The 12562-nt window shown below is 39.8% G+C and carries 11 protein-coding genes; 9 read left to right on the top strand and 2 right to left on the bottom strand.

Going from position 1 to position 12562, the window contains the following annotated elements:
- The first annotated feature begins 1 nt into the window (after position 1).
- The 4 genes from AB4153_RS10015 (at position 2) to aroG (ending at position 4792) form a co-directional block, all read left to right on the top strand.
- Positions 2–1252, top strand: coding sequence for an ammonium transporter (locus tag AB4153_RS10015; protein ID WP_229369187.1), 1251 nt, complete (start codon positions 2–4; stop codon positions 1250–1252).
- Positions 1253–1350: 98 nt separating this feature from the next.
- Positions 1351–1731: a hypothetical protein gene (locus tag AB4153_RS10010; protein WP_241906419.1), complete on the top strand. Its 381-nt coding sequence runs from the start codon at positions 1351–1353 to the stop codon at positions 1729–1731.
- A 419-nt stretch (positions 1732–2150) separates the two neighbouring features.
- A complete protein-coding gene (locus tag AB4153_RS10005) occupies positions 2151–3380 on the top strand; it encodes a tetratricopeptide repeat protein (RefSeq protein WP_303515319.1) in 1230 nt (409 codons plus the stop codon).
- Between the two features lie 359 nt (positions 3381–3739).
- Entirely contained in the window at positions 3740–4792 is a 1053-nt protein-coding gene (gene aroG, locus AB4153_RS10000; RefSeq protein ID WP_102528313.1) for a 3-deoxy-7-phosphoheptulonate synthase AroG, read from the top strand.
- Positions 4793–4875: 83 nt separating this feature from the next.
- Here the strand turns inward: aroG and AB4153_RS09995 are convergent, their stop codons facing one another.
- Positions 4876–5049 carry a hypothetical protein gene (locus tag AB4153_RS09995; RefSeq protein WP_102528249.1) on the bottom strand — a complete coding sequence of 58 codons (174 nt, stop codon included), beginning with the start codon at positions 5047–5049 and terminating at the stop codon, positions 4876–4878.
- 371 nt (positions 5050–5420) lie between these two features.
- Between AB4153_RS09995 and AB4153_RS09990 the strand changes: the two genes are divergently transcribed.
- Together AB4153_RS09990 and AB4153_RS09985 are read left to right on the top strand one after the other, a co-directional pair.
- Complete coding sequence (locus AB4153_RS09990) at positions 5421–7208, top strand: ABC transporter ATP-binding protein/permease (RefSeq protein ID WP_229369184.1); 1788 nt, start codon at positions 5421–5423, stop codon at positions 7206–7208.
- Positions 7209–7346: 138 nt separating this feature from the next.
- Positions 7347–7595 (top strand): hypothetical protein, encoded by a 249-nt coding sequence (locus AB4153_RS09985; protein WP_102528251.1) that lies wholly within the window; start codon positions 7347–7349, stop codon positions 7593–7595.
- Between the two features lie 507 nt (positions 7596–8102).
- Here the strand turns inward: AB4153_RS09985 and AB4153_RS09980 are convergent.
- Positions 8103–9584 (bottom strand): FMN-binding glutamate synthase family protein, encoded by a 1482-nt coding sequence (locus tag AB4153_RS09980; RefSeq protein WP_371997271.1) that lies wholly within the window; start codon positions 9582–9584, stop codon positions 8103–8105.
- 274 nt (positions 9585–9858) lie between these two features.
- Here AB4153_RS09980 and AB4153_RS09975 point away from each other — a divergent pair, with 274 nt between their 5' ends.
- From AB4153_RS09975 to AB4153_RS09965, 3 genes are all read left to right on the top strand, one after another.
- Positions 9859–10452 carry a DUF5610 domain-containing protein gene (locus AB4153_RS09975; protein WP_229369181.1) on the top strand — a complete coding sequence of 198 codons (594 nt, stop codon included), beginning with the start codon at positions 9859–9861 and terminating at the stop codon, positions 10450–10452.
- A gap of 40 nt (positions 10453–10492) precedes the next feature.
- Positions 10493–11242 (top strand): ferredoxin--NADP reductase, encoded by a 750-nt coding sequence (locus AB4153_RS09970; RefSeq protein WP_371997270.1) that lies wholly within the window; start codon positions 10493–10495, stop codon positions 11240–11242.
- A gap of 251 nt (positions 11243–11493) precedes the next feature.
- A complete protein-coding gene (locus tag AB4153_RS09965; protein WP_102528256.1) occupies positions 11494–12513 on the top strand; it encodes a Fe(3+) ABC transporter substrate-binding protein in 1020 nt (339 codons plus the stop codon).
- Positions 12514–12562: the final 49 nt, after the last annotated feature.

Raw genomic sequence — 12562 nt, 5'->3', positions numbered from 1 at the left:
AATGGAAGAGTTAGCAGCGTTAGGAACGACAGTCACTGAGTTACGTTTCGCATTAGATACGTTTTACTTTCTAATCTCAGGTGCATTAGTTATGTGGATGGCAGCTGGTTTTGCCATGCTTGAAGCAGGTTTAGTTCGCTCAAAAAATACCACAGAAATTTTAACTAAAAACGTATGTTTATATTCAATTGCGTGTGTGATGTACCTGTTAGTCGGTTACAACATCATGTATGTCGATAATGTTGAAGCGGGTTGGTTGCCATCATTTGGTTCGCTAATTGGTTCACAAGCAGATGGTGCTGACCATGCGCTTGAGTCTGACTTCTTTTTCCAAGTGGTATTCGTAGCAACAGCTATGTCAATCGTCTCTGGCGCAGTTGCTGAACGTATGAAGCTTTGGTCTTTCCTACTTTTCTCTGTGGTACTGACAGCCGTTATTTACCCAATTGAAGGTTACTGGACTTGGGGTGGCGGTTTCTTATCTGCTGCAGGTTTCGTTGACTTCGCTGGTAGTGGTATTGTTCATATGGCGGGTGCAGCTGCAGCTATTGCCGGTGTATTACTACTAGGAGCGCGTAAAGGTAAATACGGTGCAAACGGTTCAGTAAACCCAATTCCTGGTTCGAACTTGCCAATGGCAACCTTAGGTATGTTTATTCTATGGATGGGCTGGTTTGGATTTAATGGTGGTTCTCAGTTATTGGTTTCTGATGCAGAAAATGCTTCAGCAGTCGCTAAAATCTTCGTTAACACTAACTCAGCAGCAGCATTTGGCGCAGTGTCAGCGTTAATTGTTTGTAAGATTGTTTGGGGTAAAGCAGATTTAACCATGATATTAAATGGTGCATTAGCTGGTCTTGTTGCTATTACTGCTGACCCATTATCACCATCATTATTGATGGCAGCTGTTACAGGTATTGTCGCTGGTGGTGTTGTTATCTTCTCGATTGTTGGTTTTGACCGTATCAAAATTGATGACCCAGTCGGTGCGATTTCTGTTCACGGTGTATGTGGTTTCTTAGGCTTAATGTTAGTTCCATTGTCAAATGCTGATGCAAACTTTGGTGCTCAGCTATACGGCGCAGCAGTTATCTTTGCTTGGGTATTCGCGGCTTCATTCGCAGTATGGTTTGTCCTTAAAGCGACTGTAGGTATCCGTGTAACCGAAGAAGAAGAGTATAACGGTATGGATGCATCAGATTGTGGTGTAGATGCCTACCCAGAGTTTGTTTCAATTAAATCAGCTAGTTAAGTTTTGATTTAAATTGGAGTGAGGTTAGAAAAGCAGAGCTATTTAGCTCTGCTTTTTTTGTTATACTGAAAATAAGATAAGCCTTAAAAGGTCACACTATGAACATACGAATTATGAACACGCGAATGAAGCTGGTCGTCATGATGAGTATCACTGCTATGCTATTGAGTGTGTCAGTTTCACCTGCTTATGCAGGTAAAGTCGTGGTGCGCAAAGCCTCTGAACCTTTTGATGCTTTTGCCGTTAGAGATCAAGTACAACAAGATCATCAATGGCAAGAAATGTTACGTATGCAGCAACAGATCCAAATTTTACAGGCCTTACCGGTTGGTTGTTTGCCAATTGCCGTGCCATATCGCTATTTCAGCTGCTCAGGCAATGCTTATCGTCCTTATTCTTATCAAGACCAAGAACTATATATTCAAATTGATGAGCCAAGCTCGCAGCAAGTTCCACGAAAGCCGTCACAAAAACCTTAGCGAGCAACAAAGCTTAAGCACGAGGCTCAAAAAGCCTCTTATTATATTCTGAATAAAGCGGAATTTTTACCTCATTACATAACTGGCGAGGAGTTGGATAAACTCCGCTATTACTGACCAGAGCATCACTGACAGTGCCCTAAAAATAGCGCTAACGGTGTTAACTCATTGCATCGCTTATATCACTTGCACTGCTAACATCACATACAGTTGTGACTTGAATGGCTTACAGCTTACAGCTTACAGCTTACAGCTCATTGTCATAGTCATATTCATAGCCATAGCACATAAGTCTTAGTTAAATTTACCGTGGAAGTCATGCGCCATACTTGATGGCTTGATAAGTTTTGTAACGTTTAAGTGTCTCATTTTTTGTACTTGCATCTATGCTTAATAAAGGCGTTTGCTGGAGCATAAAAATGTTACAAAAAGATGAAAGAGAGAAATTTATTTATGGCGGTATCTTAGTACCTACTAGGTTGCTGATTTATTGTGTTTATTTTATCGTTTTCTGTTTTATATTCTCCGTAATCTCAGGCTGTAGCAGCACGAGCCCAACTAAAAAAACACCTAATGTCAGTTCCTTATTCAATGATAGTGAGTTCACGGCTGTCACGATTCCAGATACTGATGCCATATTTGCACTGCCTGAAAAACTGAAAATAGAGATAAGAAGAGACTATGCGCGTTCAGGTGGTATTACCGGTACTAAAGTTCCTGTTAATAAATGGTTAGCTGAATACATTGATGCGCAAAATGGTGGGTTCGAATATCGTGACCATTTCACCAGAATGGCGAGTATAACGGCTGAGGAACGTGCTGGGAATTGTATGTCACTAGTGGTTTTATCAACTGCTATTGCTGATGTACTAGGTGTGCCTGTTAAGTTTCAAGATATAGATGTCGAGCCAATATGGGACAGGCGAGGGGGCTTTTATTTAGTTAATGGTCACGTCAACATGAAGTTACTTCATGTGGATCAGCCCAATACATATAGCATGAGAGGTTCTGAAATATTAGTGGACTTTTTACCTGAACGTTCAATAAGAGCTTACAGAGTGAAGCAAATCAATAAACAGACCTTAGCTGGGATGTATTTTAATAATGTTGCTGCAGAAGCCTTAGTGAAAAATGACTATGACTTAGCTTATGCGCTTGCTAAAAGAGCAATTGAACTCGATCCCTATTATGTTAATAGCATTAATACGCTGGCCGTGATTTATCGTCATAAAGGCATGGATGAGTTAGCCGAAAAAGCTTATCGTCATGTATTGCAGTTAGAGCCTAAAAATATTACCACACTATATAACTTAGCCATTATTCTTGGGGAACAAGAGAGATTAGAAGAATGGCAACAAGTACATAAAGTGCTCGAGATAGCACGGATTAACAACCCATTTTATTACTTCGATATGGCTCAACAAGCTTACTTTGAAAAGCAATATCAAGAGGCGTTAGTTTGGTATAAGCGTGCAGTGGATAGAGCTGATTATCGTCATGAGTTCTATTTTGGGTTATCGCGGGCTTATTGGGCGACAGGTGACCAAAGAAGAGCGAAAAAAAATATGGAAAAAGCAATCGACTTGAGCCTTGATGAGACCAGTCAGCATAGGTACAAAGGAAAACTGCAAGCAATGTTACGGCATTAAGCATTATTCTTATTAAGTTTCATCGCTTAATTAGTGCTATTGGCTGATACATAGCAGCCGCGGTTATTAAAACTATTTTCAGTTAGCACTGAAAATAGTTTTTTATACGCTGTGCTTATGGCTGAAATACAAGTGCGGCTACAGGCAGAGTTAACCGAAATAAATGAATTTATTGAATATTTTGTAATGTTAAATTTAAAGTTATTTATTAACAGTGATTTATACTCATAAAATAGATAAAACCATAGATTGAGTGAATTATTGTATGGTACTGTTTGAATTATAAAGCTGTTCGTTATGCTTTACTGCCAACTGTTAAATTTGGCGTAAATAATCTGTTTGCTGGAGCTGTATCAACTATGTATTACCAAAATGATGACGTTAGAATTGACGAGATAAAAGAACTATTGCCTCCTATTGCTATTTTAGAGCGATTTCCGGCGTCAGAAACGGCATCAGCAACCGTGTTTAATGCGCGTGATGGTATTCACCGAATTCTGAATCGCCAAGATGATCGTTTACTTGTGGTTATTGGCCCATGTTCTATTCACGATCCTGTTGCTGCTTTAGACTATGGTAAGCGTTTAATTGCACTTCGCGACAAGTACAAAGACCAACTTGAAATCGTAATGCGTGTTTATTTTGAAAAACCGCGTACAACAGTAGGCTGGAAAGGCTTAATCAACGATCCATATATGGATAACAGTTTTAAGCTTAATGATGGCTTGAGAACTGCGCGTAAACTACTGGTTGATTTGAATGAGTCTGGTATTCCTACTGCGGGTGAATTCCTCGATATGATTACACCGCAATATGTTGCTGACATGATGTGCTGGGGCGCTATTGGCGCACGTACAACTGAATCACAAGTTCACCGCGAGCTCGCGTCAGGCTTATCGAGCCCAGTTGGTTTTAAAAATGGTACCGACGGCACCATTAAAGTCGCTATTGATGCGATTGGCGCAGCAAGTGCACCGCATCATTTTCTATCAGTGACAAAGTTTGGTCACTCAGCGATTGTATCAACGAAAGGCAATCCTGATTGCCACATCATTTTGCGCGGCGGTAAAGCACCAAATTACAGCGAATCACACGTCACTGAAATTGAAGCCCAATTAGAAAAAGCGAAACTACCAACCAATATCATGATCGACTTTAGCCACGCCAACAGCAGTAAAGACTTTAACAAGCAAATGCTCGTTGCTGAAGATGTTGCGGGACAAATTGGTTCTGGTAATCACAATATTTTTGGTGTGATGGTTGAGAGTAATATTGAAGAAGGCCGACAAGATCTTGTTGTGGGCAAAGAGCTTTGTTATGGCCAAAGTATTACAGATGCTTGTATTGGTTGGAGTGATACAGAGAAATTGCTGGCAACACTTAGCGAAAGCGTCATCAAAAGACGTGGTTAACGGTTAATGTGCCATTAATCACTCATGATCAAGCTCTTGAGTAAATCAAAGCTCAAAAAATAAGGCGCTATTCAGCGCCTTATTTATTTGTTGGTGTTTGCTAAATACTCATTGGCTTTAGCTAGGCTTCCAAATGCCGAAATAAGATTGTTTCTTCCTTTATCTTGAAGCTCAGGATTACCTGATTCGATCATCATCCATACCCATGTTTGTATTAATTGTAATGGTGGGTGCTGAACTTTTGCTGCGTCTAACATGTTACTTCCTTTGAACTGGGAAAAAATGTTAATGGCCAGTATAAATCGCCAAAAAGTATCCATTAAAGAGTATCAAATTCTTTTTAGTTGCTGAACTAGAAACACGAGAATAATTGCTTATTTAATGAAATATTTTATATAAAATATCCTTTTATACTACCAATTCGTAACATTGGTAAGTTTAAAGTATTATTCGGTGGTCAATTTTTCAATATAATACGCTTACATTCATGTTGAACAACACTAAGGATTCTCACTGTTTATTGATATTAAATAGAACTTACCTCAAGCAAAAAGTGTTAACTTATTGTTGATGTGATGAATGTAGGCCAATGTATTTTTGAAGCGCAAGTATTTATGGGTGGAAGTAAATGAGACCGTCAGCGTATTTTGATGGACCAGTAGGCAAGCTAAACTGGAAAGTGGTGAGATTATTATGGCCTTACCTATTTGAATTTAAAGGGCGTATATTTTTAGCTATGTTGTGTCTGGTGATTGCTAAACTTGCCAGCGTTGGGCTTCCTTTCATTTTAAAAGACTTAGTTGATAGTTTAGATGGCCAGAAAACTGCAGCAATTGTTGCGGTGCCAGTCGCACTTGTTATTGCCTATGGCTCAGTGCGATTTTTGAATGTCATTATAGGTGAAATAAGGGATACGCTTTTTGGCCGCGTGACTGAACGTGCTATTCGACGCTTGGGTTTAGCTGTATTCGAACACCTACACAGGCTGGATCTCGATTTTCACTTAGATCGCAGAACAGGTGGCTTATCTCGTGATATTGAGCGCGGCACCAGTGGTATTAGCTTTCTAATGCGCTTTATGGTGTTCAATATCGTGCCGACGTTATTAGAAATCACTTTAGTGATCATTATTTTCTTTTTCAATTATGGTATTGGTTTTGCGCTCATAACCTTGATTGCTGTAGTGGCCTATATTGGTTATTCCATTGTGGCGACAGAATGGCGAACGGGTTTTGTTCGAGATGCCGCTAATGCAGACTCTTTATCAAATACTCGTGCGGTAGATAGTTTATTGAATTATGAAACGGTTAAATACTTTAATAATGAACGCTATGAATCTGAACGTTATGATTCGGCGTTAGATCAATGGGAAGTCGCTAAACGTAAAAATAGGCTGTCATTATTTGCATTAAATGCAGGACAAGCCTTAATTATCGCAGTGGCAATGACCTCGATGATGTGGCTTGCAGCGTCTGAAGTGACCGCGGGCAATATGACCTTGGGTGATTTCGTATTAATTAACGCTTTTATGATGCAGTTATTCATCCCACTTAACTTTTTAGGTTTTGTTTATCGAGAGATCCGCGGCGCATTAGCCAATATTGAACGTATGTTTGGTTTATTAGATAAAGTCCCGAGTATTCAAGATACTGCAGGTGCGTCTGAAGTGGTGCCAACAAAAGGCGAGCTGCGTTTCAATAATATTTGTTTTAATTATGATGAAAGACCGATTCTCAATGAGGTAAGTTTTACCGTTCCTGCAGGTCAAAAAGTGGCGGTAGTCGGTGAAAGTGGTGCGGGTAAATCAACATTAATTAAACTGTTATTTCGTTTTTATGATGTTGATAGTGGCTCGGTAACGATTGATGGAAAAGACATTAAACAACTGACTCAGCAAGCACTACGTCAATCGATTGCGATAGTGCCGCAAGATACCGTGCTATTTAACGACACGATTTATAATAATATTTTATATGGTAGGCCTTCAGCGAGTGATGAAGAATTAAAAGAAGCGGTAAAATTAGCTAATTTGAGCGACTTTATTGAGTCGCTGCCAAATCAATGGCAAACCAAAGTGGGTGAGCGAGGTTTGAAGCTGTCTGGTGGTGAAAAACAACGAGTCTCTATTGCTCGCGCGATTTTAAAATCTGCTCCTATCCTAGTGTTTGATGAAGCGACTTCATCCTTAGACAGCAAGTCTGAACAGGCTATTTTAACAGCGCTTAAAGTCGCAGAAAAAGGCCATACAAGTTTAGTTGTTGCGCACCGACTATCTACTATTATTGATGCTGATAAAATTGTCGTGTTAAGCCAAGGGAAAATCGCAGAACAAGGCACCCATCAACAACTTTTACTACAAAATGGCGTCTATGCAAAACTGTGGCGAATTCAAAATGAGCAAACAATCACACTTTGATGTGCAGCTTGTAGACGTTTTCTCTCTTTGATAGTGCAGTTTTTGTGTATAATTAGCTTTAATTGCCTGGAAAGGATTGAGATCGTTTAGGTAAATAGGAAATTATCAGGTAATTAAGCCTAAAAATGGAGGTCGTTAGTGCAAAACATTTCTTTAATAGCAGCCTTAGAGGGTACACAACATAAAGTGACCACGGATTGGTTTGCGATTATGGCGACGCTGGAAAAGCGAGAAATGAATCAAGATGAATTGCAGTCTGTCTATGATGAATTATGCGCAGGTTTGATTGTGACTACCCGTGGACTAACACTCGCAAAAATAAATGATAACGATAGCGAAGATAGTTTATTGAAAGCGGATGATAGCGCGGCAGATATTTTGGTATAAACTTCTGTCGATAAGCCTCATGAGCAAACGGGCTTATTTAAAGACGTAAAAATGAAATTCACATAAAAAAAGCAATCCTTAGGATTGCTTTTTTATTGCTGAAATTGTCTCTAATTAGCTTAAAAGACTATTTTTTAGACTATCTGTTTTGAAACTATCTGTTTTAAACTATCTGTTTTTAGACCAGCTATGACAGACCATCTTAATCATTGAATTTGGGTTAGCATCTTCCGTTAACCTGGTGATTTGTCCTTGTTCGAAACAGATTTTCTCGCCTTCAATTTCAGATAGCTTTTCGCAGTTGCTACAAGTTAACGAAATTGCTTTATTCGTTCTGTTAGCCGTCATTATTGAGTTTTCTGATTTCAAAAATAAGCCCCTAGGAATGTGCTCTACATCACAATTTTACACCTAAATTAACAATAGTCCAAAGATATTCGTTGTCAATATATTAGCAATAAGTCTAGTAGTTTTTGCTAAAGCATCATTTTATGTCTTTTAATAAAACTAATACTGTTGATAAAACTTATCTAGGGAGATAGAAATGCCACTTTCTGTAACTATTCTTGCATGCTGGCGAGTTAACTGCCTAGGCTCACTGACCCCACAAGAGTGGGCAATAATTTTTAAATCATGATGCAAAGAGCGATTATAGTTAGCCACTCTTGCTGATTTATTATGGGGATCTAACCCTTGTTGCAGGTGTTTATTATGAGTGGTGATCCCAGTAGGGCAGGTATCCTTATTACATTGCAATGCTTGTATGCAACCGAGTGCAAACATATTACCCCTCGCTGAAGCGATAAAGTCGGCGCCTGTTGCTAATGCCCATGCCACCTGAGAAGGCAGTACCATCTTGCCACTGGCAATGACTTTTATCCGTTGCTTTAAGCCTTTCTGTCTAAATAAATTAATCACTATCGGTAAGCTTTCTTTTATGGGCAAACCAACATGATCCATTAAGGCTTGTGGCGCCGCGCCAGTACCACCTTCAGCACTATCTAAGGTGAAAAAGTCAGGTGCATGCTCTATTCCACGGCGGTTAATTTCAGCACATAAATCATTGAGCCATTGCTCGTCACCTAATACCGCTTTAATACCAGTAGGCTTACCGGTTACATTGCGAACGTGGCATATCATATCAATGATATCGGCGACACTAGTAAACTCTGCATGGCCATTTGGGCTAATAGAGTCTTGTCCTACAGGTATACCTCGAATGTCAGCAATTTCTTTGGTAACTTTTACCCCTGGTAAAATACCGCCTTTGCCCGGTTTAGCACCTTGGCTTAATTTTATTTCAAACATTTTTACATTATCGTGGGCTGCTATAGCAGTTAGCTTTTTGTCATCCAGTTTGCCGTTTTCATCTCGAACACCGTATTTGGCTGTGCCAATTTGAAACACTAAATCACAATGACCCTTTAAGTGATGTTCACTTAATCCACCTTCTCCAGTATTGAGCCAGCAACCTGCTTGCGCTGCGCCATGGGACAGTGCCGTCACTGCGGGACGTGATAAAGCACCAAAACTCATGGCCGAAATATGACAAATTGTGGATGTTTGGTAAGGGCTCTTACATTCAGCGCCAATGGTAAGAATATTGTCTGTATGTTCATCTGAGTCATACTTGGGAAATGCAGCATTCAAAAACATCACAGTTCCAGTCTTGTCATGTGTTTGGGTTGAACCGAATGAAATGGTGCGATCAATATTTTTAGCAGCACGATATATCCAGCTGCGCTCTGCACGGTTAAATGGCAGCTCTTCACGATCTTGAGCAAAGAAATATTGTCTAAAAAACTCACCCTGTTTCTCGAATAAATATCGAAAGCGGCCAATTACGGGGTAGTTATGTCGAATCGCCTGCTTGGTTTGTACTTTATCGACGATATACATATAAATAACCGCGATAACACCGAAAGCAATACAGGCTAAAAATAACCCAGTAAATATCTCTAATCCGACAATAAACCAATGTGGTTGCATTTTTGTTCCTTAAAAATGTTCAATGGATAACCGTGACAAAACTTAGCATCGTTTAAGCTGAATGCTATTCGTAATATTGTTTACTTTTTGACTTAATTGATTATGGATGAAGCTAACCCATTGTTCTAGCCTCATTTTCATCTTCAGATATTCGTGGCTCAGTTTTCTTCGTGAAAATGGTTTACCGATTAAAGCTAAAAGCTTAAGTTTTTAATTATGTTGCCGATAAAATAAGCTAACCTGAAATGTAATTAATCGTTAATTGGAGCTGGTGATGGAGTTATATAATCCGACGCAAATGAATGCTAAATCGAATCGTCAATCACCGCCTGAACAGGCGGCGGACAAATTGAATTCAAAGCCAATAACTGAGACTACTGAAATAAAAAAACCTTCAGTGAGTGAAATAAGCCGCGAGTTGAAAAATAGCAGTATTTTAGCGGCACAAGAAAAGGTCAGTATTGCAGCGGGCGATCAATCGATGGCATTGCTATATCGCGCTGCAATTGATGCGATAAATATTGAGCTTGAACCTACAATGGGTGAAAACGCGATACAAAAAGCAGCAGAAACCGATGTTGATTATTCGCCAGAAGCGACGGCAGAGCGTATAGTCAGTTTTGCGACCAATTTCTTTTCGGTGCACCAGCAGCAGAATAGCCAAATGGAGTTTTCTGAACAATTAGATACTTTTATGGACAAAATTTCTGGTGCTATCGATCAAGGCTTTAAAGAGGCAACCGAGATATTATCGGGTTTGAAAGTACTTGAAGGTGACATTGCAGCAGGGGTCGAACAAACCTATAGTTTAATTCAGGCAGGGCTTGAAACCTTTAAACAAAATACAGCACCGCCGCAAGTTGAATGAATACAATCGATTTCTTCATCTAAGATTCAAGGAATAGCTTATGTGGACAACGGGTACCGTCATTGAACGTATTGAATGGAATGAGAAGTTATTCTCGCTACGCATCAAAGCAGATGTAGAACCATTTATTGCAGGACAGTTTATCAAACTGAGTCAAATTCGTGATGAGAAACGTATTGCGCGTGCCTATTCAGTGGTCAACCCACCAGGGAAAGACTATATCGAAGTGTTGGCTGTTGCTGTAGAAGACGGACAGCTTTCCCCAGATCTTCAAGCACTGAGTATTGGTGACACAATTGAAGTGAGCACCAAGGCGGCTGGCTTTATGACTTTAGATGAAATTCCCACCGGCGCCTTACAAGGGCCGCATCTATGGTTTTTAGCGACAGGTACAGCTGTTGGGCCATTTATTTCTATGATGGAAACAGCAGAACCTTGGCAGCGATTTGATAAAGTGGCGCTAGTGTATGGTGTTCGCTTGATTGAAGACTTAGCCTATTTACCACAGTTAGAAGCATTAAAAGCTAAATACCCAACCCAATTCATATTTATTCCGTTAGTCACCCGCGAAGCATATAGCGGTGGTTTGTCATGTCGAATTCCTGATGGATTACAAAGCGGTATTCTTGAACAGACAGCTGGAGTTGCGCTTAATCAAGATAATTCTCAGGTGATGATTTGTGGCAATCCTGGAATGATTACCGATGCGCAAACAGCATTAATTGAAAAAGGTTTAGTGAAGAACTTACGTCGAGCCCCTGGCCAAATCACCGTTGAAAAATATTGGTAATCTGCCTTGAACAAGCTGTATGACATCTAATTTATGCAGCTCTTGGGATATGATTTATTGCTTATAAATACATAAATTCCCTTGGTATTCAAAGATGGATTCATAAACAACACTTGCTCCTTTAGCAGCGATCTATTATCCTTTCGCAACTGATAATTATTATCATTTCCATAAGCAATCACTCACTATTTTGTTACATATATATTTGTGACAAGGTGAAGTGAGTTATGCAACGCCAAGGAGAATTTGGAATGAAGTCGTTTAAAAGTCTAGCATTGTTAGGTTTAGCTACTGTGTCATCAATGGGATCAATGACTGCTACAGCAGCTGAAGATCTTACTGTTTATTCATACCGACAAGCTTTTCTTGTTGAGCCGATTTTAGAAAAATTCACCCAGGATACAGGCATTAACGTCAATGTCGTATTCGCTAAAGATGGTATTGCAGAGCGTATTGCTCGTGAAGGTCGTCTTTCTCCTGCTGACGTTGTACTCACCTCTGATTTTTCGCGCCTTATGGAATTGGTCGAAAAAGACTTAGTTGTTGATGTTAACAGTGACACGCTTAACAACAATATTCCTGAGCAATATCGCTCACCAGAAAATGACTGGTATGCGCTGACTATGCGTGTTCGTAATGTTTATTCTTCTAAAGACCGTGTCGGTAAGCTTGATCTAAGTTATGAAGATTTAGCCTCTGAAGAGTACAGAGGGAAAATTTGTACGCGTAGCTTCAAACACCCTTATAACATCGCATTAGTTGCATCAATGATCGCTCATCACGGCGAAGCTGAAACTAAAACTTGGCTTGAAGGTGTTAAAGCCAATTTAGCGCGTAAGCCACAAGGAAATGACCGAGCACAAGTTAAAGCGGTGAAAGAAGGTTTATGTGATATTGCTATCGGTAACAGCTACTACTTCGGTAAAATGATGTCAGATCCTAAGCAAAAGAGCTGGGCTGAAGCGGTATATATCAATTTCCCAAATCAGCAAAACCGTGGTTCTCACATCAATGTTTCAGGTATGGCACTCGCTAAGTTTGCACCAAACAAAGATAATGCGATAAAATTAATGGAGTTTTTATCGTCTGATGTAGCTCAAAAATCTTACGCAGAAGTGAATATGGAGTATCCGGTTAAAGCGGATGTGAAGCCTTCTGAAATGGTAGCCTCTTGGGGTGACTTCAAAGCTGATAGTCTTCCAATCTTTAAGCTAGCAGAAAACCATCAAGCAGCAGTGAAGCTACTTGATGAAGTAAAATTTGATCTGTAAGGATGCTTTATTACGCCGCATGATAATCATGCGGCACTGACTGGAAAGT

Origin of the sequence: Shewanella sp. 10N.286.52.E4 (genome assembly GCF_041468785.1) — a bacterium.
GTDB classification, from domain to species: domain Bacteria; phylum Pseudomonadota; class Gammaproteobacteria; order Enterobacterales; family Shewanellaceae; genus Shewanella; species Shewanella electrodiphila.
Note: the sequence above shows the minus strand (reverse complement) of the source record. Positions and strands in the feature narration are given on the sequence as shown.

What these genes read in the sequence shown, in the direction of transcription:
- AB4153_RS10015 (WP_229369187.1), top strand. Translation starts at nt 2, where the DNA reads ATGGAAGAGTTAGCAGCGTTAGGAACGACAGTCACTGAGTTACGTTTC.
- AB4153_RS09990 (WP_229369184.1), top strand. Translation starts at nt 5,421, where the DNA reads ATGAGACCGTCAGCGTATTTTGATGGACCAGTAGGCAAGCTAAACTGG.
- AB4153_RS09965 (WP_102528256.1), top strand. Translation starts at nt 11,494, where the DNA reads ATGAAGTCGTTTAAAAGTCTAGCATTGTTAGGTTTAGCTACTGTGTCA.
- aroG (WP_102528313.1), top strand. Translation starts at nt 3,740, where the DNA reads ATGTATTACCAAAATGATGACGTTAGAATTGACGAGATAAAAGAACTA.
- AB4153_RS10005 (WP_303515319.1), top strand. Translation starts at nt 2,151, where the DNA reads ATGTTACAAAAAGATGAAAGAGAGAAATTTATTTATGGCGGTATCTTA.
- AB4153_RS10010 (WP_241906419.1), top strand. Translation starts at nt 1,351, where the DNA reads ATGAACATACGAATTATGAACACGCGAATGAAGCTGGTCGTCATGATG.
- AB4153_RS09980 (WP_371997271.1), bottom strand. Translation starts at nt 9,584, where the DNA reads ATGCAACCACATTGGTTTATTGTCGGATTAGAGATATTTACTGGGTTA.
- AB4153_RS09975 (WP_229369181.1), top strand. Translation starts at nt 9,859, where the DNA reads ATGGAGTTATATAATCCGACGCAAATGAATGCTAAATCGAATCGTCAA.
- AB4153_RS09970 (WP_371997270.1), top strand. Translation starts at nt 10,493, where the DNA reads ATGTGGACAACGGGTACCGTCATTGAACGTATTGAATGGAATGAGAAG.
- AB4153_RS09995 (WP_102528249.1), bottom strand. Translation starts at nt 5,049, where the DNA reads ATGTTAGACGCAGCAAAAGTTCAGCACCCACCATTACAATTAATACAA.